Annotated in this window: 30 protein-coding genes; 2 read left to right on the top strand and 28 right to left on the bottom strand. The window is 56.9% G+C overall.

The features are described 5' to 3' along the window. Positions 1-215: 215 nt before the first annotated feature. The 25 genes from spoIVB to E5161_RS03515 form a co-directional block, all read right to left on the bottom strand. Positions 216-1,541: a SpoIVB peptidase gene (spoIVB, locus tag E5161_RS03395; protein ID WP_246042078.1), complete on the bottom strand. Its 1,326-nt coding sequence runs from the start codon at positions 1,539-1,541 to the stop codon at positions 216-218. Positions 1,542-1,668: 127 nt separating this feature from the next. Beyond that, positions 1,669-3,354: a DNA repair protein RecN gene (gene recN / locus E5161_RS03400; RefSeq protein WP_136776246.1), complete on the bottom strand. Its 1,686-nt coding sequence runs from the start codon at positions 3,352-3,354 to the stop codon at positions 1,669-1,671. 30 nt (positions 3,355-3,384) lie between these two features. Next, complete coding sequence (gene ahrC / locus E5161_RS03405; protein WP_136776247.1) at positions 3,385-3,834, bottom strand: transcriptional regulator AhrC/ArgR; 450 nt, start codon at positions 3,832-3,834, stop codon at positions 3,385-3,387. After that, positions 3,831-4,298, bottom strand: a complete 468-nt coding sequence (locus E5161_RS03410; protein WP_136776248.1) for a hypothetical protein — start codon at positions 4,296-4,298, stop codon at positions 3,831-3,833. The genes ahrC and E5161_RS03410 overlap by 4 nt, the downstream gene beginning before the upstream one ends. A gap of 258 nt (positions 4,299-4,556) precedes the next feature. Next, on the bottom strand, positions 4,557-5,402 hold the full coding sequence (locus E5161_RS03415; protein WP_136776249.1) for a TlyA family RNA methyltransferase: 846 nt from the start codon (positions 5,400-5,402) through the stop codon (positions 4,557-4,559). Further along, positions 5,399-7,294 (bottom strand): 1-deoxy-D-xylulose-5-phosphate synthase, encoded by a 1,896-nt coding sequence (gene dxs / locus E5161_RS03420; protein WP_136776250.1) that lies wholly within the window; start codon positions 7,292-7,294, stop codon positions 5,399-5,401. The genes E5161_RS03415 and dxs overlap by 4 nt, the downstream gene beginning before the upstream one ends. Positions 7,295-7,390: 96 nt before the next feature. Then, a complete protein-coding gene (locus E5161_RS03425; protein ID WP_136776251.1) occupies positions 7,391-8,305 on the bottom strand; it encodes a polyprenyl synthetase family protein in 915 nt (304 codons plus the stop codon). Between the two features lie 2 nt (positions 8,306-8,307). Then, positions 8,308-8,592, bottom strand: coding sequence for an exodeoxyribonuclease VII small subunit (gene xseB / locus E5161_RS03430; protein WP_246042079.1), 285 nt, complete (start codon positions 8,590-8,592; stop codon positions 8,308-8,310). Then, on the bottom strand, positions 8,585-9,928 hold the full coding sequence (gene xseA, locus E5161_RS03435) for an exodeoxyribonuclease VII large subunit (protein ID WP_169306568.1): 1,344 nt from the start codon (positions 9,926-9,928) through the stop codon (positions 8,585-8,587). The genes xseB and xseA overlap by 8 nt, the downstream gene beginning before the upstream one ends. 36 nt (positions 9,929-9,964) lie before the next feature. After that, the gene (folD, locus tag E5161_RS03440) at positions 9,965-10,822 is read right to left on the bottom strand and encodes a bifunctional methylenetetrahydrofolate dehydrogenase/methenyltetrahydrofolate cyclohydrolase FolD (RefSeq protein WP_136776253.1); all 858 of its coding nucleotides are present in this window, start codon (positions 10,820-10,822) and stop codon (positions 9,965-9,967) included. Continuing rightward, positions 10,819-11,280, bottom strand: a complete 462-nt coding sequence (gene nusB, locus E5161_RS03445) for a transcription antitermination factor NusB (protein WP_136776254.1) — start codon at positions 11,278-11,280, stop codon at positions 10,819-10,821. The genes folD and nusB overlap by 4 nt, the downstream gene beginning before the upstream one ends. Positions 11,281-11,436: 156 nt before the next feature. Then, positions 11,437-11,667 carry a DUF2273 domain-containing protein gene (locus tag E5161_RS03450; RefSeq protein ID WP_136776255.1) on the bottom strand — a complete coding sequence of 77 codons (231 nt, stop codon included), beginning with the start codon at positions 11,665-11,667 and terminating at the stop codon, positions 11,437-11,439. 13 nt (positions 11,668-11,680) lie between these two features. Further along, positions 11,681-12,241 (bottom strand): alkaline shock response membrane anchor protein AmaP, encoded by a 561-nt coding sequence (gene amaP, locus E5161_RS03455; RefSeq protein ID WP_136776256.1) that lies wholly within the window; start codon positions 12,239-12,241, stop codon positions 11,681-11,683. Between the two features lie 151 nt (positions 12,242-12,392). Next, a complete protein-coding gene (locus tag E5161_RS03460; protein ID WP_425456443.1) occupies positions 12,393-12,791 on the bottom strand; it encodes an Asp23/Gls24 family envelope stress response protein in 399 nt (132 codons plus the stop codon). A 115-nt stretch (positions 12,792-12,906) separates the two neighbouring features. Continuing rightward, positions 12,907-14,274, bottom strand: a complete 1,368-nt coding sequence (gene accC, locus E5161_RS03465; RefSeq protein ID WP_136776258.1) for an acetyl-CoA carboxylase biotin carboxylase subunit — start codon at positions 14,272-14,274, stop codon at positions 12,907-12,909. Positions 14,275-14,386: 112 nt separating this feature from the next. Next, on the bottom strand, positions 14,387-14,872 hold the full coding sequence (gene accB, locus E5161_RS03470) for an acetyl-CoA carboxylase biotin carboxyl carrier protein (protein ID WP_136776259.1): 486 nt from the start codon (positions 14,870-14,872) through the stop codon (positions 14,387-14,389). Positions 14,873-15,020: 148 nt separating this feature from the next. Continuing rightward, complete coding sequence (locus E5161_RS03475) at positions 15,021-15,767, bottom strand: SpoIIIAH-like family protein (protein WP_136776260.1); 747 nt, start codon at positions 15,765-15,767, stop codon at positions 15,021-15,023. 27 nt (positions 15,768-15,794) lie between these two features. Then, positions 15,795-16,442 carry a stage III sporulation protein AG gene (gene spoIIIAG / locus E5161_RS03480; RefSeq protein ID WP_136776261.1) on the bottom strand — a complete coding sequence of 216 codons (648 nt, stop codon included), beginning with the start codon at positions 16,440-16,442 and terminating at the stop codon, positions 15,795-15,797. A 5-nt stretch (positions 16,443-16,447) separates the two neighbouring features. After that, a complete protein-coding gene (locus E5161_RS03485; protein WP_136776262.1) occupies positions 16,448-17,164 on the bottom strand; it encodes a stage III sporulation protein AF in 717 nt (238 codons plus the stop codon). 24 nt (positions 17,165-17,188) lie between these two features. Beyond that, a complete protein-coding gene (gene spoIIIAE / locus E5161_RS03490) occupies positions 17,189-18,418 on the bottom strand; it encodes a stage III sporulation protein AE (protein ID WP_136776263.1) in 1,230 nt (409 codons plus the stop codon). A 28-nt stretch (positions 18,419-18,446) separates the two neighbouring features. Further along, the gene (spoIIIAD, locus tag E5161_RS03495; RefSeq protein WP_136776264.1) at positions 18,447-18,836 is read right to left on the bottom strand and encodes a stage III sporulation protein AD; all 390 of its coding nucleotides are present in this window, start codon (positions 18,834-18,836) and stop codon (positions 18,447-18,449) included. A gap of 10 nt (positions 18,837-18,846) precedes the next feature. Continuing rightward, the gene (gene spoIIIAC, locus E5161_RS03500) at positions 18,847-19,050 is read right to left on the bottom strand and encodes a stage III sporulation protein AC (RefSeq protein ID WP_136776265.1); all 204 of its coding nucleotides are present in this window, start codon (positions 19,048-19,050) and stop codon (positions 18,847-18,849) included. 87 nt (positions 19,051-19,137) lie between these two features. Continuing rightward, on the bottom strand, positions 19,138-19,656 hold the full coding sequence (spoIIIAB, locus tag E5161_RS03505; RefSeq protein ID WP_136776266.1) for a stage III sporulation protein SpoIIIAB: 519 nt from the start codon (positions 19,654-19,656) through the stop codon (positions 19,138-19,140). After that, positions 19,653-20,678, bottom strand: coding sequence for a stage III sporulation protein AA (spoIIIAA, locus tag E5161_RS03510; protein ID WP_136776267.1), 1,026 nt, complete (start codon positions 20,676-20,678; stop codon positions 19,653-19,655). Before spoIIIAA ends, spoIIIAB begins: the two co-directional genes overlap by 4 nt. 99 nt (positions 20,679-20,777) lie before the next feature. Then, positions 20,778-21,041, bottom strand: a complete 264-nt coding sequence (locus E5161_RS03515) for a YqhV family protein (RefSeq protein ID WP_136776268.1) — start codon at positions 21,039-21,041, stop codon at positions 20,778-20,780. Between the two features lie 176 nt (positions 21,042-21,217). Between E5161_RS03515 and comA the strand changes: the two genes are divergently transcribed. Together comA and E5161_RS03525 are read left to right on the top strand one after the other, a co-directional pair. Next, positions 21,218-22,039 (top strand): phosphosulfolactate synthase, encoded by an 822-nt coding sequence (gene comA / locus E5161_RS03520; RefSeq protein WP_136776269.1) that lies wholly within the window; start codon positions 21,218-21,220, stop codon positions 22,037-22,039. 140 nt (positions 22,040-22,179) lie between these two features. Continuing rightward, positions 22,180-22,638 (top strand): DUF441 domain-containing protein, encoded by a 459-nt coding sequence (locus E5161_RS03525; protein WP_136776270.1) that lies wholly within the window; start codon positions 22,180-22,182, stop codon positions 22,636-22,638. An 11-nt stretch (positions 22,639-22,649) separates the two neighbouring features. Here the strand turns inward: E5161_RS03525 and E5161_RS03530 are convergent, their stop codons facing one another. From E5161_RS03530 to efp, 3 genes are all read right to left on the bottom strand, one after another. Continuing rightward, entirely contained in the window at positions 22,650-22,838 is a 189-nt protein-coding gene (locus E5161_RS03530; protein ID WP_136776271.1) for a hypothetical protein, read from the bottom strand. Between the two features lie 243 nt (positions 22,839-23,081). Continuing rightward, positions 23,082-24,335: an aspartate kinase gene (locus E5161_RS03535; RefSeq protein WP_136776272.1), complete on the bottom strand. Its 1,254-nt coding sequence runs from the start codon at positions 24,333-24,335 to the stop codon at positions 23,082-23,084. 206 nt (positions 24,336-24,541) lie between these two features. Further along, entirely contained in the window at positions 24,542-25,099 is a 558-nt protein-coding gene (gene efp, locus E5161_RS03540) for an elongation factor P (protein ID WP_136776273.1), read from the bottom strand. Positions 25,100-25,119: the final 20 nt, after the last annotated feature.

Raw genomic sequence — 25,119 nt, forward strand, 5'->3', positions numbered from 1 at the left:
TAGTGGGAAAATTTTCTCGAGGAACGCTCACCGTTTCTCTGCTAAATCGAATTCGACATTGCCGAAATAAATTCCTTCCGGATTAAATTTTTTTCTTTATTTTTTTGTTCGAATCGCATATAATAAATAATTTACGTCAATTAGCGTGATTTTTCACTTATTTTCGACAAATGTTCGGATTTAGACCACCGTGAAAATGAGCAAAATCTAAGGCGTTAAACCGCCTTAGATATCGTTTGCTCAGGGTTCAGGATGATTCCGGCGTCCTTGAGCATCCACTCGATGAAGCAGCCATATCCGGACGTTGGATCGTTCACGAAGACGTGTGTCACCGCACCGACCAATTTCCCTTTTTGCAAAATCGGACTTCCGCTCATTCCTTGGACGATTCCGCCTGTGCGCTCCAACAGTTTCGGGTCGGTGATCTTGATCACCAGTCCCTTCGTTGCTGGCGCCGACTGTTTCGATACGTGCACGATGCGAATGGCGAATCGTTCGACTTTCTGCCCTCCGACAACGGTCCACATCTCCGCCGGACCTTCCTCGACCTCTTCCGCGAACGCCACTGGGACGGGCTCCGCACGAAACGAGTGAGCGGGCATCTCCTTCATCTTACCGAATATGCCGAACGAGGTATTCCGCTCTACATTGCCCAGTGTGCGGCCTTCCATAAATCTTGCCCGTTTCTCGCCAGGTTCTCCGTTCTGACTTTTGGAAATCGAAGTGACGCTGGAGTGCAAAATTTCACCGCCTCCGACAACAATCGGGGTTTGCGTGTCCATATCGGTAATAATATGTCCGAGGGCTCCGTACACTCCCTGATCCGGCGCGTAAAAAGTCAGCGTTCCGACACCCGCCGCGGAATCCCGGATATATAAGCCGAGGCGCCACGCTTTGTCTTCATGGTCGTAAACCGGCTTCAAATCGGTTCGAAAACGTTCCTTGCCGCGCTGTACGAGCAATTTCAGGGGATGTCCACGCTGTCCGGCCGCGTCGGCCAAAGGTGCCACTTTACTGACATCGTTCAGCGGCTGCCCGTTAATTTCAACGATCAGGTCTCCAAGCTTGAGCTTCGCATCTTCACCGGGTGAGGATCTCGTTTCCGGACCTGTTTTGACCTGATGATGCCCGACGACCATGATGCCCGCGGCTTTCACTTTGACACCGATCGTCTGACCTCCCGGAATCACGTGCAAATCTGGCAATACATGCAGCTTAACCGTCTTGAAGGGGATTTTACCGAAAAGCCGAAGCTTCAGTTCCGTGGTTCCGCTTTGTTTCGTGTGAATGGATAAGGGCTGGTTCAGATCGACCGGAAATGAGGCGTCCGTTCGGCCATTGATGCTGGCCACCATCGGATTGACGCTCGCTTGGGCATGAACCGGCATGGCGTAATTGAGCTTTTTGCTTTGCCCCTCAAACATCCGCAGTTGTTCGGGAAAGGATGCGAAATGACGGATCGGGGCGGAGCAGACGGCGACGAACAGGATGAGAACGAATGTGAGACCGATGAGGCGTCGTCTGGGGGATTTACGGTACAAGTTCTCACGCTCCCTTACAGTCTTGACCGGCGTTGCGCTAACCGCCGATGGCGTACCTATAAGGTAACCGTGCCCCCACCCTTTTATGTTCCCGAAAAGCTTCCTCAAACCCCGATTTTTCGCGTCATTACGCGTTTTTTTGGCGCTGCGCCAGCGTAAGCATTTCTTGTGCATGATGACGTGTTTTTTCCGTCACTTCCACTCCGCCGAGCAGCCTTGCCAGCTCCTCCACGCGCTCCTCGCCGGAGAGCTCGCGGACCGAGGTGACCGTACGTCCTTCGCCGCTAACTGCTTTGCTGATTTCGTACTGATGATCCGCCATACATGCCACTTGCGGCAAATGTGTAATAGCGAAAACCTGACAATGACGCGACAGTTTGGACAGCTTGTCGGCTACTGCCTGAGCCGCGCGTCCGCTGACACCGGTATCCACTTCGTCGAACACCAGCACCGGCACCTGATCGATCCGGGCGAAAATGGCTTTCAGCGCGAGCATGACGCGGGACATTTCACCGCCTGACGCAATCTTGGCCAGCGGTTTCGGCGGTTCTCCGGGATTGGTGGACAGCAAAAATTCCGCATTATCCGATCCGCTCGCGGTGAGCGGGCCTTGGTCGAGCTTCACTTCAAATACCGAGCGGTTCATTTGCAGATCTTCGAGCTCTTGCACGATGGCGCGGGAGAGTACTTGACCCGCTTCTCGCCGGATGGCGCTCAATTTCGCCGCTTTGGCCGTCAGCTCCTGTAACAGGCTTTGCTCTTGCGCCTCCAGCTCGCGCAGCCGTTCGTCGCGGTTCTCGAAACGCTCGGCTTCAGAACAGATTTTCTCTTGATACGACAAAATTTCTTCCACCGTTTCGCCGTATTTGCGCTTTAAACCGAAAAGCAAGTCCAGCCGCTGTTCGATTTGCGCCAATCTTTGTGGATTGAATTCGATCGTTTCCCGGTAATCCCGCAGCTGAAACGAAGCGTCTTCCACGGCATAATAAGCAGACTGCAATTGTTCCACAAGCGGTTCCAGGGTGGCCGGATCGACCTTCACGATATCCTGCAGCCTCGACAGTGCCCGCGACACTGCCGCCAACCCCTTCGAGCCATATAATAAATCGTACGATTCCGAAACGGCCTCGGCGAGCTTCTCCGCGTGCGCAAGCTTGCGCCGCTCCTCCTCCAAAGAATCGTCTTCCCCCGGTTTCAACCGGGCATTCTCGATTTCCTCGATCTGAAAACGATACAAATCCAGCATTTGGATCCCTTGACGGGACTTGTCCTCTAATTCTTTGCGCTCCTGCAGCACATCCTGATAACGACGGAACCATTCGCGGTATTCGGCTTTATCCTTCAGAATCGATTCGTTCGCGAACTGATCCAGCCATTCCAGATGCCGTTCCGTTCGAAGGAGCGACTGATGCTCATGCTGTCCGTGCAAATTCACCAAATGCTCTCCGACTTCGCGCAGCATGGACAGCGTGATGTTCTGTCCGTTAATCCGGGCGGTCGATTTGCCATGTACCTGAATTTCTCTTCGGATGATGAGCGATTCCTCGGCATCCGCCTCCACGCCGAGCCGCCCGAGTGTCTCCCACACCGGATGACCGGACGGCAAGTCGAATACCGCTTCTACATCCGCGCGGTCGCTGCCATGCCGAATCATTTCCGAGGAACCTCTGCCGCCGGCTGCGAGCGCCAGCGCGTCGATGACGATCGATTTTCCGGCTCCCGTTTCGCCGGTCAGCACGTGGAAGCCGTCATGAAAAGATACCGAAACATGCTCAATTACCGCCAAATTTCGTATGGTCAATTCCCGCAGCATGGGAACCCTCCTCTGCCTCATGAATGGAAGTCAGCGAAGCATTTCGTGAATCCGTTCGACCAACACCGCACCGTGTTCCTTAGTTCGGCATATGAGCAAGATCGTGTCGTCCCCGCCGATCGTGCCCATGATTTCCGACCAGTCCATCCCGTCGATGAGCGAGCAAATGGTGCCGGACGTACCGGGCAGACATTTGAGTACAACGAGATTTTCAGCCGCTTCCACGCTCACAAAATGGTCCAGCAGCGCTCGCTTCAGCTTGTGTGCCGGATTGTACCGCTGATCCTGCGGCATCGAATATTTGTAGCGGCCGCCTTCCAACGGCACTTTGATGAGCTGCAGTTCCTTGATATCCCTCGACACAGTGGCCTGTGTCACCTGCATGCCCGCCTCGCTTAATGCCTCGACCAGTTCTTCCTGGGTTTCGATTTCCCGGGTACCGATCAGTTCCCGGATTTTCCGCTGACGCTGACCTTTCATTCGTCGCCATCCTCCAATTGGAATCGTACCGTCCTGAGAAGCTTGTCCTTCGGATTCGCCACGATGAGTCCTTCGCAATCCGGGAACAGAAGCGCGTAGACGAGCAGCCTCTCCCGCAGCCCGCTGGCCGTCCAGTCCATCGGCTGTCTTGCCCGCTCCAGCTTGACCAAATAATACTTGTCGTCTTTGGACGCCAAATAATCAAAATATAACCGGGTCGGCTGGACCGGACCTTCATCCACGACGACGCCGAGCGGCACCCGGTGTTTGCCGGACAGCACCTCGTAACCGTGCTCTTGCAGCAGCGAGACCGCTTCGTCCGGCTCGACTCCCCCGGCTTGCGCCAAGCGCCGAAGCTTCGCGCCGGGCGGTTCGTGCAGCCAGCGGTCGAACCACCGGATGAGCCACCATACCATCACACCTGCTGCCGTGAGCATCAAAAGCCAATCCCCGAACCGAGACACTACCGCAGCCTCCTATGGGTCTTCCAACTCTTGGAGGTTCATTCGACGCTGCGTGACCCGTCTATTCTTTTTTCTCGCTCGACACGCGTTTTTCCTTTTTCGGCATTTACGACAAAAAAACCGAAAGACGCGCAGGACGTACCGTGGATCCGGCCGTTCTTCGGCATCTCCGGCTTCATTCCCCCCAAAAGTGAAGAAATCTTCGAAGGTGATAATCCCCCAAAAGTGACGGTACGCTTCGGAGGTGATTCCAGTTGTTCAAGTTCGTCGAAACGAAGCGCCCGCTTCATGAACCACGGATTCGATCTGTTGCTCCAACTGCCTCAAGGACGTGTCCGACAAAGCCGGCTTGCCCGTTAGAACCCAGTAGGCGAGAAACTCGATATTCCCCTCTCCCCCGGTAATCGGTGAGAAAGTGAGATCTTGAAGCGTGAACCCGAGTCCGTCGGCAAAAGTGAGCACTTCATTCAACACACTGACATGGACATCGGGATCCCGTACGACGCCCGATTTTCCAACCTGCTCACGCCCGGCCTCGAATTGCGGCTTGATGAGCGCGACCGTGCTTCCTTCTGGTTCAAGAAGCGTCGCCAACGTCGGCAAAATCAACTTAAGCGAAATGAAGGATACATCGATGGTCGCGAATGCCGGCTTCGGCCCTTGCAGCTGATCCGGCGTCATGTGCCGGAAGTTGGTGCGCTCCATCACCTGAACGCGGTCATCTTGGCGAAGCGACCAGTCCAACTGATTGTATCCGACGTCGATGGCGTATACATAAGAAGCGCCGTGCTGGAGAGCGCAATCGGTAAATCCTCCGGTGGAGGCGCCGATGTCGAGCATCACGGCGTCCCGAAGTTCGATGCCGAATTGCCGGATCGCTTTCTCCAGCTTCAGACCGCCCCGGCTCACGTAAGGATGAGGCGCTCCCTTCACCACCAGCTCGGTATCGCGGGGAATTTTGGTCCCCGCTTTCTCCACGCGTTCCGAACCGATGAGGACGAGTCCCGCCATGATGGCGGCTTTCGCTTTTTCCCGGCTCTCGAAGTACCCCTGCTCCACGAGCAGCACATCCAGCCGTTCTTTAGCCGCAGATTTCTCCGTCATGTCGCCTTCTGCCTTTTGCGCACCGCTGCCCGCCGGAGCAGATGCGCCACATTTTCAGCGGTCAGGCCCACTTCCTCGCGCTGCTCCTTAATAGAAGCGTGTTCGACGAACACGTCCGGAATGCCGGCAATTTGAACCGGGACGTTGCGAATTTCACGATTCGCGTAATATTCGAGAACGGCACTGCCCAAACCGCCCATTTCCGAGCCCTCTTCCAACACCAGCATCGGGATCCGCCCCTCCGCCAGCTCCAGCAGCATCGCCTCATCGAGCGGCTTCACGAAACGGGCGTTGACCACCCGGATGCTCAATCCTTCACGCTTGAGCAGTTCGGCCGCTTCTTCCGCGACCTTCACCATCGGGCCAAGCGCCAGAATCGCAGCGGAATCGCCTTCCCGAACCGTTTCCCATTTGCCGATCGGAATCCGTGAAGGCTCGGCGTCGAACACCGCACCGATGCCCGGTTCGCGGGGATAACGCACGGCGATCGGGCCGTCATTGTATTCAACTGCGGTGTATAACATGTTCCGAAGTTCGTTCTCGTCTTTGGGCATCATGAGCACCATGTTCGGGATGTGCCGCAAAAACGCAATATCGTATACGCCTTGGTGGGTTTCGCCGTCCGCTCCCACAAAGCCCGCCCGGTCGATGGCGAAGACGACGTTCAAATTTTGCCGGCAAATATCGTGTACGACCTGGTCGTACGCTCGCTGAAGGAATGTCGAGTACACGGCGAAAACCGGCTTCATGCCTTCCATCGCAAGCGCGGCCGACATGGTCGCCGCATGCTGCTCGGCGATGCCGACATCGAACATCCGTCCAGGGAATTTAGACGCAAATCCTAGGAGTCCCGAACCGCCCGGCATGGCCGGCGTAACGGCGACGATCCTCTCGTCCCGCTCCGCAAGCTCGATCAGCGTATTGCCGAACACCTCGGTATACATCGGCGGTCCGACCGGTTTGACCACTTGACCGGATTCGATCTTGTAGCTGCCGGTAATGCCGTGCCACTTATGAGAATCGGCCTCGGCGTGGGCATAGCCTTTGCCTTTGACCGTGAGCACATGAACCAGTACAGGCCCTTTCACCTTATCCGCTTGCCGGAACGCCTCAATCAGCTTGGCCGTGTCGTGGCCGTCGACCGGTCCGAAATATTTGAGACCGAATTCCTCGAACAACATACCGTCCGGTGTGATCAAGTATTTAAGGCTGTCCTTTACCCGCTCAGCTGTATTGGCAAGCTTCCCGCCGATGGCCGGAATTTTCCGAAGCAGCCATTCCAGCTCGTCTTTCGCTTTCCGATACGATTTATCCGAACGAACTTTACCGAGGTAATTGTGGATCGCCCCGACGTTCGGAGCAATAGACATCTCGTTGTCGTTGAGCACCACGGTCAGGTTGCGTTTCTCATGTCCGATATGATTCAGCGCTTCGAGAGCCATTCCTCCCGTTAACGCACCGTCTCCGATTACGGCGATCACCTTGTTGGAACCGCCCTTCAAATCGCGGGCTATGGCCATCCCCATGGCAGCGGACAGCGATGTACTGCTGTGGCCGGCTTCCCAAACGTCGTGTTCGCTCTCGCTGCGCTTGACGAAACCGCATAACCCGTCCTTTTGCCGCAGCGTATCGAACCGGTCTTTCCGTCCGGTCAACATTTTATGAACGTATGCCTGATGCCCCACGTCAAAAATAATTTTATCGGAAGGGCTGTCATATAAATAGTGAAGCGCCAGCGTCAGTTCCACCACACCCAAATTGGGCGCGAGATGACCGCCGGTCGCGGAAAGCTTCTCGATGAGAAAATGCCGGATTTCCTCTGCCAGCTGCGGAAGCTCGGACGGCGAAAGCCGTTTGAGATCCGCCGGACTGCCGATCTGTTCGAGCAACAAGGGTTTTCCCCGCTTTCTCCCTTACGGGTCTTACGTAGTGACGCTATTATACCATATTCCCTTTTCTTTACCCAACCGACATTGGCGCCACCTGGCTCAGTGGTCGCGTCCCACCATATAGTCGGCAATCTCCAGAAGCATCCTCGGATCGGCCAAGCCTGCCGAGGCGACCGCTTCCTTCGCTTCCTCGGTCAGCCTCTTCACGCGGCGGCGGCTTTCCTCGAGTCCGATCAAATACGGATAAGTGACCTTGGACTGTTTTTCATCGCTTTTGACGGATTTGCCGAGCTTCGCTTCGTCGCCGGTCACATCGAGAATATCGTCTTGAATTTGGAACGCAAGACCCACATTCCGGCCGAACAGACCCAGCGCTTCCACTTGGCTGTCGGACGCTTCCGCGGCATGAGCTCCGGCGAGCAGGGAGAACACGATAAGATCGCTTGTTTTGTGCAGGTGGATGTTCTCCAGCTGCTCCAGCGTCGTGATCCCCTGCTCTCCCAGCATGTCGTCGGCTTGTCCTCCGACCATGCCGGGCAAGCCGGCCAACCGTGCGAGTTCTCCCATCACCTTGACCGCTCTCGCCGCCGGCACGCCCGCTTCCACCGCACGGGACGCCGCGTAAAAGGCATGCGTAAGCAGCCCGTCGCCCGCCAAAATCGCCATGGCCTCTCCATACACCTTGTGGTTGGTCGGACGTCCCCGGCGGAAATCGTCATTGTCCATAGCCGGCAGATCGTCGTGGATGAGCGAATAGGTGTGTACCAATTCTACGGCAACAGCAAAAGGCATCGCGCGCATCAGCATGTCGTCCGCATGCCCGGCGACACTTTCGGCGGACGCCAGAACCAAAATAGGCCGGAGGCGTTTGCCCCCGGCATGAAGCGAGTACTCCGCCGCTTCCCGCAGCTTGGCCGGGATGCTCCAATCGGAAGGAATGGCGTCCCGTAGCGCGGACTCGACAAGCGCCCGCCGCTCGTGCAAATATGGATGCAGTTCTTCGGATGTCGACACGCTTATTCCCCTTTGTCCCCGTTAGTCTCTTCGCGGGTCGGTGCGAACGGTTTACGGCCGATACCCGCTTCCCCTTCCACCAGCATTTCGATCCGGTGTTCCACTTGCTCGAGCTTTTGCCCGCACAACCGGGAAAGAGACATTCCTTCCTGGAACAGCTCGATGGCCGTTTCGAGAGGAACGTCGCCGCTTTCGAGCTTGGTCACGATCGTCTCCAATCGTTCCATCGCCTGCTCGAACGTCATGCCCGCGGCTTCTTCGGCCGCTGCCTTCTTGTCTTCAGCCATTCGAAATCTCCTCCCCCTGAATCCCCCATACTTGACAATCAAGCCGGCCGTCAGCGAGCCTCACCCGCACCAAATCGCCAGGCTGCACTTCGCCGATCGTTCGAATCAAATTTTTCTCTTTCTCGTCATAAACGAGACTGTATCCCCTGCCCATTACTTTCAGCGGACTGAGCGCATCCAAGTGACGCACAAGCGAGACGTACGCATTCCGCGATGACCGCAGCGTGCCCGACATGGCCAATTCCAGCGCACGGGCGGCGCCTGTCATCCGTTTGCGGGCAAACGCGGCCTGCTCCGTCGGACTCGAAGCGGCCAGTCTGCCATTCAGCCTGGCCGCTCTCTCGGCCGCCCGGCCGAGCTGCGACTGGGCGCGGAAGGTCAGCCGGTCGCGCAGGCGGTCAAGTCTCTCCGCCTGAGCGAGCAGCATCCGACGCGGATCTGTGAAATAAGGGGAACGGGCAGCATGCTGCCAACGTTCCCTCGATTTGCCCGCCAGAAGACGGAGAGACTTGCCCATCCGCTGCTCCAAATGGCTGAGATGCTGCCTCAGCTCGGCTGCATGCGGCACCGCCAGCTCGGCCGCCGCTGTCGGCGTCGCGGCCCGCAAATCGGCCACGAAGTCGGCGATCGTGAAATCCGTTTCGTGCCCGACCGCCGAAATGACCGGGATAAGTGAAGCCCGGATGGCCCGGGCCACCGCTTCTTCATTAAAGGCCCATAGCTCTTCCAGCGAGCCCCCGCCTCTGCCCACGATCAGCACATCGACTTCGGCGAGCCTGTTCATCGTTTCGATCGCCTTCACGATCGAAGGGGCCGCAGCGGTGCCTTGAACGGACACCGGGTGCAGAAGGATGGGTACGGACGGATGCCGCCGCTGTAAGGTAATGATAATATCGCGCACCGCCGCCCCAGTCGGAGAGGTGATGACGCCGATCGCCCGGGGAAACCGGGGAATCGGCCGTTTCACATGCGGCGCGAACAAGCCTTCGGCTTCCAGCTTCTTCTTCAGCTGTTCGAAGGCGAGGTACAGACTGCCGATACCGTCCGGCTGCATCGCCGTGGCGTAAAACTGGTAAGCGCCGTCCCGCTCGTAAACAGAAACGCCTCCGCGGGCCAGCACCTTCATGCCGTCCTTGGGAGCGAAAGGCAGCCGCTGGTTATACGAGGCGAACATGATGCATTTGAGCCGGCCGCTTTCGTCCTTCAGCGTAAAGTACATATGTCCGCTCGAATGGTGGGTGAAGTTGGAGATTTCGCCTCTCAGCCATATGTCCTGCAGCCCCGGATCCCCTTCAAGCCTCACTTTAATGTACCGGTTCAAGTCCCGGATGCTCATCACTTTTTGCTGATCCACGAATTCCCCTCCAATCTATCACCCGAGTCCGTGTGCGAGTTTACAAGCTTTGAGCGTATTGGCCATCAGCATCGTGATCGTCATCGGCCCGACACCGCCCGGCACCGGCGTAATCGCCCCGGCAACCGGCGCCGCTTCCCCGAAATCGACGTCGCCGCACAGCTTGCCGTCCGGCAGGCGGTTGATGCCCACGTCGATCACGACCGCGCCTGGTTTCACCCAATCCCGCTTGACCATATTTGGCACGCCCACGGCAGCAACTAAAATATCGGCCTGTCTCGCCATTTCCGGCAAATTTGCGGTGCGGGAATGGCAAACGGTGACCGTGGCGTTCTCCCGGAGCAGCAGCATCGCCAAAGGTTTGCCGACCAAGTTGCTGCGGCCGATTACGACCGCATGTTTGCCGGCCGGCGACACACCGGAGCGCTTCAGCAGCTCGATCACACCGGACGGCGTGCAGGGCAATAGGGCATCGTCACCGATGACAAGATTGCCCACGCTGACCGGATGAAAGCCGTCTACATCTTTGTCCACCGAAATCGCGTCTATTACGGCTTTTTCTCGTATATGCTTAGGCAAAGGGAATTGAACGAGAATGCCGTGAAACGCCGGGTCGGCGTTATAGCGCTCGATGACCGTCAACAGCTCCGCTTCGCCGGTCTCGGCGGGAAGCCGCATGACCTCCGAATGGTAACCGAGCTTCTCGCATGTTTTGGCTTTGTTGCGGACATAGACTTGCGAGGCGGGATCGTCCCCCACGAGAATGACCACTAGTCCGGGGCGAATGCCTTTTTCGCTTAAACGCTGCACTTCGGCGAGAATTTCCTCCCGAATCGACTCGGAAATTTTTTTACCGTCGATGAGGTTCGCGCTCATTCCGGTGCCTCCTGTCCGTCCGCCTTCTGCGCGGACCGCTCACGGATCATTCGTCCGAGCACGCCGTTCACGAACTTGCCGGACTCATCGGTTCCAAAATGTTTGGCCAATTCGATCGCTTCGTTCACCACGACCTTCGGCGGCACGTCGCGCTCGGTCATTTCATATGCGGCAAGCCGCAAAATTTGCCGGTCCACACGAGAAAGCCGCTCCACCTGCCAACCGGTCAAAAATTCGGCCAACATCCGGTCCAGCGACTCCCGACGCGCAAAAACGCCTTCCACAAGCTCACGGGTAAGCCCGTCCACCGCGGCAAGCTCCGCGACTTCGGCTCCGATTTCGTTGTCCTGCCTGGCTTCTTCCATCACCATGTCGACGGCCTGGTTGCCGTCAACTCCGTTCATTTCCATCTGGTACAGGCTTTGTACCGCAATTTCCCTAGCCAATCTGCGTTTCATGCGTCCTCCCGTATCGCGATGTGCGACGTGCCTTCTATCTTCATAGTATGGGACTTGCCGAAAACAAAAAAACCTATGACCCGTTCTTACGCGGGGTTCGCGGAAGCCGCACAACTCGCGGTTCCATCCGCCCGGAAGCAAGAACGCTTCACAGGGTTATCGCGGCCAACGCCAACGGTCCGAAAGCCAGTCCGTCATACGTTCCCAAGGAAAAAGCGGTGCTTGATGCTGATCCTTCTGTTTGCCGATCCAAAATCCCACTCCGACCAGCAGCGCGAAAAACAGCATGTCCCAAAAACCGCTGATTAAATAAATGAGGCCGAACAACAAACCGAACGCAACACCGCTAGCGCGCCCCCCATAGGTGTCCCACCAGTCTTTCCACATTGGGCGGTCCCCCCTATTCCACGCGGCTCTTAAACGTTGTCGGCGCCTGTGTCACATTGGCGATAAATACCGAGACTTCCGCCACCGGTATGCCGGTCGCTTCCTCTACCTGCTGGGAAACGGTGCGCTGGATCTCTTCCGACAATACGGGAATCGCCCCTTCGCCGTCGATGAACGCCCGGATCAAAATCTGCAGACCGGATTCCGCCACGCGGACCCGTGCTTTCAAGTCCTTGACGCCGCGCGTGCGCGAAGCCGCTTTGAGCGTCAAATTCTCAACGGTCTCCACGGAAATCCGGATGTCTCCGAAATCCGTCCGTTGATTGATCGAAGGCGCCGAAGAGCCGCTGCGGCGAATCGAGACGATGAAAAAACGCAGGCTGATCAAAAAGAGGATGACGGAAATCCCGATAACCGTACCTTGCGCGGAAGGCACTTCTCTTAAGTAGCTGATCCAATCCCGCAGTCTGGAGACCGAAGCGGCGCCGCTGACCGCGTAAATCGCGAAAATCGAAGCGGCTCCGATGGCGATGCTGTATAAAAACAGAAGCAGCCTGTCCAACATTTTGATCAAGTGAGCGTCCCCCTGTTCCCGATACGAAAAAATGCCCCGACCCGCGGAAAGTCCTCTTCGGGGAATTCGCCAGGAATTCCCCGCCGGAGGACTGGTTCAATGCGGACCGGTGATATCAGCGCCGCGCCGGCTTCCGCGGACGGCCGCCGCCTTATCGGACACGCGTGTGCGAATCGTCCTCTTCCGGCTTATCTGCCGTTTTGAAGTGGACGTCGTGAATATGTACGTTGACTTCGACCACGCTCAGTCCGGTCATCATTTCGATGGAGCGTTTGACATTTCGTTGAATTTCCGCGGATATTTCCGGAATTCGCCGTCCGTATTGGACGATGATGGATACGTCCACCGCAGCTTCCCGCTGTCCCACTTCGACCTTGACACCTTTGGACAAGTTTCTCCGGCCAAGCAGCTCGGCAATGCCGGAGGAAATGCCTCCGCTCATGCCCGCTACGCCTTCGACTTCCACCGTCGCCAGTCCGGCAATGACTTCAATCACTTCCGGAGCGATTTGGATCGTACCCATGTCCGTTCGTTCGTACTCCGGGATCATCGTTTCCACGCGCCGCTGCACCCCCCATCTTACAAAACTTGCAAGCCGGGCCGTTCGCCCTCGTTACTATAACTATAGCATTCCCGGATAATTATGACAAACGCTTGGCCTGCTCTCAGACCGTCTCGGCGGGCTCCGCGTTCAGATCGTATTCTTCCAGGAATTTGATGTCGAAAGTACCTTTGGCAAATACCGGATGCGCCAGCAATTTCATATGGAACGGAATCGTCGTTTTCACGCCGTCCACCATAAATTCGCCAAGCGCGCGCCGCGCTCTTGCAATCGCTTCTTCGCGCGTAGGCGCCCATACGATGAGCTTGGCGATCATCGAATCATAATGCGGCGAGATCATATAGTTCGTATAAGCACCGCTGTCGACCCTGACGCCCGGTCCTCCCGGAGGAAGATAGAAAGCGATCCGGCCCGGAGAAGGCATAAAATTGCGATCCGGATCTTCGGCGTTGATGCGGCACTCAATGGCCCAGCCGTCGAACCGCACGTCCTCTTGCCGGAAAGAAAGCGGTTCCCCTTCGGCAACGGCGATCATTTCTTTGATAAGATCGACTCCGGTAATCATCTCGGTTACCGGGTGTTCGACCTGGATACGCGTATTCATTTCCATGAAATAAAACTGTCCGTCGGGACCGAGCAAAAATTCGATCGTGCCGGCACCCGAATAATTCACGGCATGCGCCGCACGGACCGCAGCCTGCCCCATTCGCTCCCGGAGCTCAGGCGTCATGACCGGGCAAGGCGCTTCTTCCACCAGCTTCTGCCGGCGCCGCTGCACGGAGCAGTCGCGTTCGCCGAGATGGCACACGTTCCCGTGTTTGTCGGCGATGATCTGTATTTCCACGTGCTTCATGCCCGTCAAATACTTCTCCAAATAAACACCCGGGTTGCCGAACGCCTTCTGGGCTTCCTGCTGGGCAGTCGTAATCTCGCGCACGAGCATTTCTTCATCGTCGGCAAGCCGGATGCCTCGGCCGCCGCCGCCCGCCGTCGCCTTAATGATGACGGGATAACCGATTTCGCGGGCTACGCGGACCGCTTCCTCGATATCTTCGACAAGTCCGTCGGATCCGGGAATGACCGGCACGTCGGCGTCTTTCATCGTCTGTTTGGCGACCGACTTGTCGCCCATCCGGCTGATGGCGCTCGCGGACGGACCGATGAAGGTGATGTTGCAGGTTTCGCATATTTCCGCGAAATCGGCATTTTCGGACAAAAATCCGTATCCGGGATGAATGGCGTCGCATTCCGTTAAGGTAGCGACACTCATAATATTCGTCAGATTTAAATAGCTGTCCTTCGAAGCGGTCGGTCCAATGCAGTAGGCCTCATCCGCGAGGCGGACGTGCAGGGATTCCCGGTCGGCTTCAGAATAGACGGCAACAGTCGAAATGCCGAGTTCCCGGCAAGCCCGAATAATACGAACGGCGATTTCGCCTCGGTTGGCAATCAATACTTTTTGGAATTTCAAGGAAAAATCCTCCTTATAAACCATGCAGCCGAAAAATCACGTCAAACGTGACGTTCGGCTGTCATCGCTGGGACCGAAAACCGCGCCATACGCGGCTCGGCTTTGATCGGCTTTATTCCGGCTTTACGAGGAACAGCGGCTGACCGAATTCGACCAGTTGGCCGTTCTCCACAAGAATTTCGACGATTTCGCCTTTGACTTCGGCTTCCAGGGGATTCATAAGCTTCATCGCTTCCAAAATACATACGACGGTTTTCTCGTTGACGCGGTCTCCCACGTTGACGAAAGACGGAGCTTCCGGAGAAGGAGCCCGGTAAAAGGTCCCGACCATCGGGGAAGTAATACGGTGAAGATGCGAAGTGTCGGCGGCCGCCGGCTTCGCTTCGGGCTGCGGCGCGGCTGTCTGTACAGCCGGGACCGCAGGTGCGGCGGAAGGCACATATGTATGGGCGATTTGAGGGGTTTGGACGTTCACCACTTCCGTGCGTCCTGGTTTACGAATCGCGAGCTTTACGCCTTCATTTTCGATTTCGAGTTCATGGATGGAAGTCTGGTCCACCAATTTAATCAGTTCTTTGATCTCGCTCAGCTTGAACATGACGGTCACTCCTTGATCGATAGGAGATGCGGCTCAGCCACAGCTCGTTCATACCTACAACGGAACTATTATACCACAACCCGCCCAAATGGAAAGAACCTCCCGGTCCGCACTCGGCGGAAAAGGAGGTTCCGGATGTCTGCAGGCGTTACGGCTTAATATATTCCACCGATAACCGGTCGGGCTTCACCAACAATTCTTTGACTGCCTGATCGATGACTTTCACCGCCTTCTTCTTATCGAAGCTGGCCGTTTGGACGAGGATTTTGAAATTCGTATCCTCCTGTACGACAACCGCGTTCTCGAAGTCTTGCATCAGCTTCGTTTCTAAGTCCTCGATCCGCTGGTCGGTCTCTTCCAGCGCGTGCATTTTCTCAACCGCCGTGGCGGCGTCTTCCGGGCTGTACCGCTTCGTGTCGGCGACGATCTTGTTCTGTTCTTCGTATGCACGGTCATAGTTCTCTTGGGCCTTGCGACGGAGATCGTCGAAATACCTTGCACCCGTCAAATTAGCCATTTGGCTCAGTACTTCCTCGTCGGACGGCGAAACCGTTCCATCGCCGGAAGCCTCGCTCGATTTGCCGTCCTTTTTGCCGTTGTCCGCTGCCGCCGTATCTTTGTTGCCGTTATCCGATGCCGCGGCGTCTTTCTGATCGTCAACTCCAGTCGCAGAGTCCGTCCCACTGTCTGCGTTCTGGTTTACTTCGCTGGTTTTTATCCCTTGATCGCCGCTGCCGTTCGCTTTAGCCGCATCGGTCTGATCGTTCGACTGCAGACTGCCGTTGTTGGCGTTTTGCGCGGGATTGACAGGTTCCGTAAAAAGGTAATACGCCGACAGAATGACCATAAGACTGAGCATGGAGACCAACCAAATCGTTTGACGCCGATTGTTCACGTTTCATTCCTCCCCAAGTTTTCGATTTCAACTTTTTCTCGGAACGACCGAGATCCGGTGCATCGGAACGTCCAGACCCCGGGAGACCGCTTCTTGAACGAGCCGGTGCACCGTCGCGTTCTCGGCGCCCTTGGCCACGATGATCACCCCGCGGACACGGGGCTTCAGCTTTTTCAAAACGAACGGCGTTTGATTTCCGGATACTTCGAAGACCTGAACCTGGCCGTTCTGGGTAACCCGGGTAATATGGCGGGATGTGCCGTTTTTGTCCGATTCCGAGGTGATTTCCTGGGTTCGCTGCTCATTTTCCTGAACGACCGTTTCTTCCGTCGAATCCACGGACACCATCACGTCCACCGTGCCGACCCCCACCATCGTTTCCAAAAGCTCTTTCAGCCGGCTTTCCAGCTGCGATTCGATGTCCGAGAACGGATCGCTTTTGTCGTTGCCGCCGAGGAACGTCTGCTTCTCCGGCGGCGCATCTTGATCGCCCGGCGGCGTTAGGTCGGGATTTTGCCGAGGGTCGACGGTTTTCATATTCAGGAGAGAAGCGGCGAGCAAAAGGGCGGCGCCGATGAGCCCAAGCAGGACGAGCCAGCGGAAAGCCTTGATCCTCCGCCCCCCGCCGGGTCCTCCCCCGATAAACGACTCGAGCTTCTCCAGCCAGTTGGCCACGGCGCTCACCCCTTTTGAAATCCACTCGGTTCTTCTTGCTTGACCACCACTTGATCCGCCGGTATCCCATACCTTGCCGCGATGAAGGCGGCGATTCTGAGCCGTGTCGGCGGATCCACCGATCGGTCTCCCCCCGCCTCTCCTTGGGTTGCGGCGGCGCTTCCGCCTACAGGCGGGACCTCAACCGTCACCGGAACCACGGACTCGACCTTGGCTACAGGCTTGACGTTATCCCGGCCGCCGTCCGACTGGCCTTCCTCGTTCTGCGCCGGCTCGAGCGTCACCGTAACCCCGCGAACCGCCAGCCTGCCGTCAGGCTCGGTTTCAACGTTGACATCGACGCTGCTTACCGGGCGCTTCTCGCTTCGCTGAATATCCGCCTTCATCTCCTCGGCCAATCGGACAGCCACCAAGCTTGCGGTATCCCCGTTGTGCCGTTCTTGAAGCCGGCGTCCTTCCTGCCGGATCCGGGAAAGCTGATCGCCTGCGGCAAAGGCCGGTTTGGAGATCGTGCCCAATTCGGATGCCAGCTTGCCGCCGAAATCGCTTTGCATCCATTTCAGCAAAGGGGTGGCCACCGTCACCAGAACGAACAAACCTGCGACCAGCCGCACATAGCGCTGCATCGTCCGATTTGGCAGAAGCAAATCCACGAGCGAGGCGAGCAACACGACGGCGACGATTTGCTTCAGCCAGCCGGACAAGCCGTCTATCAAGCTCATGATTTCCTCCTCCGCCCGCGCCTTTCACCGGATCATCAAGGCCGCGTTTCCCGCCACGAGAATGATCGTTACCGCGAGAAAAAACATCATTCCTACCGCGGCCAAAGCGGCGAACACATAGATCAGCGTCTTGCCGATTGTCTGCAGGCACTGGACGATCGGCGAATCTCCGAGCGGTTGAAGCACCGCGCCGGAGACGTTATAGATCATCGCGAGGGTGATGACCTTCAAGGCCGGGAAAGCGCACATGAACAGCAGCATGATGACGCCGACCAGCCCGACCGCATTTTTGACGAGCAGACTGGCTGAGAGCACCGTGTCCGCGGCGTCGGAAATCATATGACCGACAACCGGCACGAAATTGCCGGTGACGAACTTCGCGGTCTGCAGGCCGACTCCGTCCGTGATCGCCCCCGTGGCGCCTTCCACCGATATAACGCCCAGAAAAACCGTCAGGATAAGTCCCATGCCGCCTAACGCCACATTCCTCAGCAGGTTGGCCAGCTGGGTGACCTTGTAGCGGTCCGTAATCGAACTGACGAGATGTAAAATCGCGGAGAAAAAAAGCAGCGGAAAAACGAACAGATGGATGAACGTACTCACCGCGTGAATCATGAACACGATAAGCGGGTGAAGCATCGCGACGGTCGAGAAGCTTCCCGTGCCGGCCAGCAGCGTGAGCAGCAGGGGGATCATGGCGAGCATGAACTGCACCATATTCCCGATCGCTTCCTCCGCATAGGAAGTGGCGTTGCGGAAGCTGTTCACCGCCAGGATGATCAGCACCATGTAAGCGATCGCGTATGCCACTTTGCTTACCGCGTTCCTTTCGAAAGCCGTCTGCATCGTTTCCAGAATCATCGTGAAAATGGTGAGGAGGACGATGGTGACGAGCAGCTTGCCGCTGTAGAGCACCTCGTGCAGGAAAAACCGAAGAAGTCCGCCCAGCGCGGTCCAGAAGCTCCACTCTTTTCCCGAAGGGAACATCAGCTCGCGGAGCTCCGGCAGTTTGCCCTCCGGGAAATAACCGCCGTACTGCCCCTTCAGATCGTTCCAATATTTATCGATCTCCCGCATCTGCACTTGCTCCGACTGCTTTCGGGCGAGCTCCTTCGTGACGCTGCCCGGTTCATCGGAAGATCCGGCTTCCGTCGTGCCAGGTGCCGAGACCGGAGCGGCAGCGTCAACGTGCGCGGCGGCAAAGAACGGAAGAGCAAGCAGAAGGAGGAGGACAATGCTGCGAGCCCGGCGCATGATCTCCCCCCTACCCGGCCTTCACCCTTCATGTCGGCAGCAAATTCAGCACGGTCTCCACAATGACTCCGATAATCGGAACCGCCATGACGAGAATGAGCATTTTCCCGGCGAATTCGATTTTGGACGCGATGCTTTCCAAGCCGGCGTCGCGCACAATTTGCGCGCCGAATTCGGCGATATAGGCGATTCCGATAATTTTAAGCATCGTCTTCAGGTACACGGTCGGGATGCCGGAACGGGAGGCCAGCTCCTCCAGCACAGACACGACGTCGCCGATTTTTCCAATCAGCGCGAGGAAAATTCCGATGCCGGTAAACGCCGCGAGCAGAAAAGCGAAGATCGGCTTCTGTTCCCGGATAACGAGGATTAGCACGGTTGTAAGAAAAGCGATACCGACGATCTGAAGAATGTCCACCGTTGTTCACCTACTGGAACAGAAAAATCGTTTTGATTTCCCGAAACAAATCGTTGAGCAGCCGCACGACCATGAACAGGACGATCACGAAACCGATGACGGTGATCCAGTGCGCCATGTCCTCCTTGCCCATTTGCTTCAACACGGTATGGATCATGGCCACAATAATTCCGATACCGGCGATTTGGAAAATGGTGCTGACGTCGATGTTCATGGCTCACGACCCCCTATAGCCCCCAAAAGTGACGTTGGCATCCGCAGCTGATTCCGTTCCTTTTAAGGGAGCCCCTAACCCGCAGCTTCATAGCATAATGATCACAACCAAGGCGGCGCCCAGCACTCCGAGGCTCCGGCTCATTTTCTCGTACCGGTGCTGCTCGTCCCTCGCGGAGACCTCCTCCGCCTGGAGCTGATGCATAGCCAGCCGGATATGCTTGATCTGATCCTCGCGGCCGCTGCCTCCCAGCGTTGCCCCCAGACGCAGCATCGCTTCCATTTCCGGCTTCTTCATGGAGGTTGCGCTCCAGCCGCTTCGCAGTGTACGGTCCCAGCACTCGCGAACCGTGGTTCCGTCCGCTCGGGACAATGTCTCGGAGATCTCCGCGAACAGCGCGGACACCGGCGGCTGCACGATCGCCGCAAGGCGGCCGATCGCTTCCGGCAAAGGCGTCTGCCCGTACTGAATCTCGGTCTCCAGCCGCTGAAGCGCATGCGTCAGCTGCCGGATTTGCCGGGGCCGCGCAGCGAACCGGGCCGCCTGCAAGTAGCCGATCATCGTGCCTGCGAACAGCACCAGCAAAGCTCCCGCCAGCTTCATCATGGCCCTTGCGCCTCCAACTGCGCCGCCGGCGAACGAATCGCGGGCATCGAACGCGCTTTTACTTCCCGCACCGCGTCTTCCGCCGCCACGATGCGATAGCGCACCTGCCCGCCGGAGCGCGAGACAATCACGTAAGCGCCGAATACGCAGTCTTCCGCCAAGCGGGCGAGAACCGGTCTCGCGAATACATCCGCGAGACTCGTGGCATGCGCGGTCGCCAGCACCCGAACGCCGGCGTGCAGCGCCTCGTTCAGCGCATCCGCGTCCTCGGGCCGTCCAATCTCGTCCACCGCCACCACCTCAGGAGACAGCGAGCGCACCATCATCATGATGCCTTCCGCCTTCGGACAGGCATCGAGCACATCGCAGCGCGGTCCGAGATCGAACGTCGGTACGCCGGCTTCGCATGCCGCGATTTCCGAACGTTCATCGACGACGCCGACTTTGCGGCCGCCCCATCGGATTGCCGCCGGGTGATTCCAGTCGCCCGAGCTGATGCTCCGCACGAGATCCCGGAGCAGCGTCGTTTTCCCTTGCTGGGGCGGCGAAACGATCAATGTGTGCTTCACGGTTCCCGCTTTCAAATCGAGAATGCCCGGCAAAACCGCCGCGGCGCAGCCCGAACGGGCACGGGCGATCCTGACGTTAAACCCGGCGATGTCTTTCAGGTGAGCCACCGCTCCGCGCTCAAGCACCGCCCGGCCGGCCAATCCGATCCGGTGGCCGCCCGCGACGGTGACGTAACCTCTTCTCAACTCTTCTTCCACGGCGTATAAGGAATGGTTGGTCACCCGTTCCAGCAAAGCCCGGCATTCCTCCCTTCCGGGCATGTAAGCTTTCCGGTAATCGGCGGTCAACGCTCCGTCTTGATCCACAAAGCCGTGCCGGCCGGCGTATCCGATTTCGAGCGGCCGATTTTCCCGGATGCGGATTTCTTCCAGCGTGTCCGCGGCATGAGAGGGAAGCCGCTCCAAAATACCTCGCAGAGGCTGTACGAACAAATCCGGCAAAGCTGGCGACAACAGGCAATCCCCCCTTTCTCGCAGAAGTTGTCCTTTGCTTTTTCATATGTATGCTTGGACGCTCCGTTTATGCCTTCGCGGCCTGTCATGACGGTTCTATCATTTTCGAAGAATCCCGATTAAGAGACAGCCGACCCCGACCGTGATCCATAGAAACTTCACCGGTGAAAGTTTGTCCGAAATACCGACAAGCCCGATTGCCGTCGTCGAAATCAGGATCATCGGTCCGACCAATGCCAGCATGGAGTTCACGACCAGCGCCTTCTGCACATCGTTGAAACGTATCATCACCAGCGCGGCGGTAATTTCCAGACTCCCCGACAACAAGCGGAGCAGCGCCATGCTCATCGCGGCTTTATCCATTCCGTCCCCTCCTTTGCGTCGCGGTTAAAACGGCGGTTTCTACCAATCCTATGCGAACAATGCGGACAACTTGTCAGTTTCAGGAAAGCATCGTCTGCGGAGGGGAACCCCGGGTTAGGCAAGTGCATATATTGCTGTTGATATTCAACCTTGCAGACAAACGAGGAGAGTAGATCATGGAGTTGACCGTAAACCTGAAATGGCCGGCAGCGTTGACGGATCCGAGCGGAAGACGGTTCGGCAAACCTCGGAGCGAGGGCATCACGATGGTCATCGACAAAGGGCTCGGGCCGCACGCGTTCGAGGATTTGATGGCCACGGCGAGTGACTATATCGACATTCTGAAATTCGGTTTCGGGACGTCGCCCCTGTATCCGGCGGCGGTCATTCGCGACAAGATCGAGCTTGCCAAACGGAAACACATCACCGTCATCCCCGGCGGTACGTTATTGGAGACGGCGGTGGCGAAAGATATGGTGCCCGCATTTTTCCGTCACATCTTGGCTCTCGGGTTCGACGGGGTCGAAGTTTCCGACGGCACGATCGAGCTGCCCAGAAGCCGCCGGAGCGAATTGATCCGGCAGGCGTCGGAGCTCGGGCTGAAGGTGTTTACTGAGTATGGCAAAAAAATATTCGGTTCTCGGATCGACGTGCTGGATTTTGCGCAAACGGCGCAGGAAGATTTTGCGGCAGGCGCGAATCTGGTGACGGTGGAGGCCCGGGAGTCCGGGGTCGGCGTCGGTTTGTTCGACGAGCGAGGAGCTTGCCGGGAGCAGGATTTGACCGAAATGCTGAAGGTAATCCCGAACCGCGGACGCGTATTGTGGGAGGCGCCTCTCAAAGAGCAGCAAGTGGCGCTTATCAAATCCGTCGGCCCCGAGGTGAACCTGGGGAACATTCCGGTGCAGGACGTGCTCGCGCTGGAAACGATGCGCAGGGGACTGCGCTCGGACACGTTCGAGTTGAACAGCAGGTCTCTCTCCGATTATGTCATCTGACTTTCCGCAATCATGCACAAAGCCCCGCAGAGCTTCTGCGGGGCCTTTCGTTCTAAATGCGGGGCTTGTTCCATATCGTGTATCAAAGGCCGGCGTCACGCCTCCGGCCTCATTATGCATTCGGGAGCGTGCCTGTCACAATGAACGGAGAACTGGTGCTCGTCGCGCTCATCGTCATCGGTTTAATCGGGCGCTCACCCATTATTACGACGGCCGCATGCCTGCTCCTGATCGTGAAATTGGCGCAGTTTCAACGCTACTTGCCGATGATCGAACGGAGAGGCTTGGAATTCGGCCTGTTGTTTCTGACGCTGGCCGTTCTCGTGCCTTTCGCGTCCGGCCGAATTCAGGTCAAGGACGTGCTCAACGCGTTCACCAGCCCGACAGGCTGGATCGCCTTGTTCGGCGGTGCCATTGCCACGTACCTGAACGCCAAAGGATTGGCGCTGTTGAAAGTGGATCCGCAGCTCGTGATCGGCCTGGTGATCGGATCGATCACCGGCATCGTGCTGTTCCGCGGCATTCCGGTCGGACCGCTCATGGCCGCCGGTTTGACGGCGGTTATATTGAAAATCGCGCAGCTGCTGCTGGGCAAATAACCTGTGACTCGTCAGCTTTTGTCGGAATGCCCGATTTTTTTCAAGCGGTCGTTATTGAACAAAATAACGCCGATACAAACCGCGATTAGCCCGATTACACCGAGAATGACGACTAGCTGGATCATTTTGCCGAGCAGCCAAATGCCCACTGCGGCCGCCAGAAACAGCAAACCGATAATAGCTAATGAAGAATGTTTCATATGAATCCCTCCCCGTAATTCGCTACACTATGGATAGGAATTAATACCCTAAAGTCCCCAAAATGACGAAGCCTACTCATCGGTTTGGGTTGAATACACGCAGCCGACAGCCGTTTCGTAACTCTGTAATGTAACTTTCTTGCCTTACATGCAGCCGAGAACCGATCTACGGAAAAAACCTCCGCCCCCCCTGCAATTTGACGGGAGATTCGGAGGTTTTTTGATACATCACGTTTTGCCGGATCAACGGCGATCTTGCGGCCCGCCGACAAATGCGGTGTCCACAGTGTCCAGTCCGTACGTGGTATGCAGCGTGCGAACGACGTCCTGCAGCGGTGCCGCAGCGATGACGCACGAAACTTTGATTTCCGATGTGCTGACCATTTTGATGCTGACGCCCAACTCCGAAATCGCTTCGAACATCCTGGCGGCGACACCCGGGTTCGAGACCATGCCCGCACCGACGATGGATACTTTCACGAGATTCTCTTCGTAAGTGGCCTCGTCATAAGGAACGGCGGAACGAATGCCGGCGATAACGTCCATCGCACGCGCACGATCCGAGAGTCCCAGCGTGAACGAAAAGTCGGCCTTGCCGTTGGTAACGCCGCTTTGCACGATCATGTCGACATCAATGCCGGCCGACGCCAATGCGCCGAAAATTTGGGCCAGCACGCCCGGGACGTCTTGCACGCCCAAAATGCTGATGCGGGCCACATTTTTATCATAAGCGATGCCGCGCACCACGATTCCTTGTTCCATTGCCGCTTCCTCCCTCACGGACGTTCCTTCGTTTTGCGTAAAGCTGGAACGCACGACCAGATTCACATTGTAATGTTTCGCATATTCCACTGCACGGGGATGCAGCACCGCCGCTCCCAGATTCGCAAGCTCAAGCATTTCGTCGTAGGTGATCGCGTCGAGCTTGCGGGCGTTTTTCACTACGCGCGGGTCGGTGGAATACACTCCGTCCACGTCCGTGTAAATTTCGCAAACGTCGGCTTCAATCGCCGCGGCGAGCGCAACCGCCGTCGTATCGGATCCGCCCCGGCCGAGCGTCGTGATTTCGCCGTCGTCGGTCATGCCTTGGAAGCCGGCGACGATGACAATGTTTCCGTCGTCCAATGCTTTCGATAGGCGGTCGGGCGAAATGTCGGTGATCCGGGCTTTCCCGTGCACCGCCTCGGTACGGATGCCCGCCTGCCAGCCGGTGAAAGATTTCGCCTCATGTCCGAGCTTATGAACCGCTATGGAGAGAAGAGCTACGGAGATTTGCTCACCTGTGGTGAGCAGCATGTCCATCTCCCTCGCGGGGGGATTGTCGTGAATTTCTTGAGATTTATCGATCAAATCATCGGTCGTGTCTCCCATCGCCGACACGACGACGACGACCCGGTGTCCCTGTCCTTTTTTATCGACGATCCGCTGAGCGACCCGGCTCATGCGCTCCGTGGTACCGACGGAACTGCCGCCGAATTTCATCACGATCAAAGCCAACGTTCGTTCACTCCCCAAGTAAAAACATTCGCATAATGCTGTATATTATAGCACAGTAGCTTTGCCCGAACAGTATAAATTCCATAAAATCTTGTGTTGTTTCACCGCTGTAACGCTCAAAAGTGTCGTTCGCGCAGGAATCCGATAAAAGGAAACCCCGCCGACCTCCAGAGTTCTGGAAGCGGCGGGGTTTGTCGTTACAAATATTATGCGCGGGAGATGTATTTGCCTTCGCGTGTATCGATCAGCAATACGTCGCCTTCATTAATGAACAGCGGAACTTGAACATTCAAGCCGGTCTCAAGCTTCGCGTTCTTCGTCGCACCGGTTGCCGTGTTGCCCTTGATGCCGGGCTCGGTCTCGGTGACAGCGAGCTCAACGCTGTTCGGAATCGTGATGCCGATAATCTCGCCTTGGTAGCTGGCGATGTTCACGTTCATGTTCTCTTTGAGAAAGTTGATTTCCCATTCGAGCTGCTTGCGTTCCAGGTTGAACTGGTCGTAGGTTTCGTTATCCATGAACGTGTACTCGGTACCGGAGTTATACAAGTACTGCACCTGGCGGTTCTCCACCATGGCCCGGCCGACGTTCTCGCCTGCACGGAACGTCTTCTCCACCACGTTGCCGTTGCGAAGATTTTTCAGCTTGGAGCGGACGAACGCCGCGCCTTTGCCGGGTTTCACGTGTTGGAAGTCGAGTACGGTGAAAATATCGCCGTCTACTTCAATCGTCAAGCCTGTCTTGAATTCGTTAACCGAAATCACTGAAAGTTCCCTCCTGTGGA

This window comes from Cohnella pontilimi (genome assembly GCF_005049045.1).
GTDB lineage: Bacteria > Bacillota > Bacilli > Paenibacillales > Paenibacillaceae > Cohnella > Cohnella pontilimi.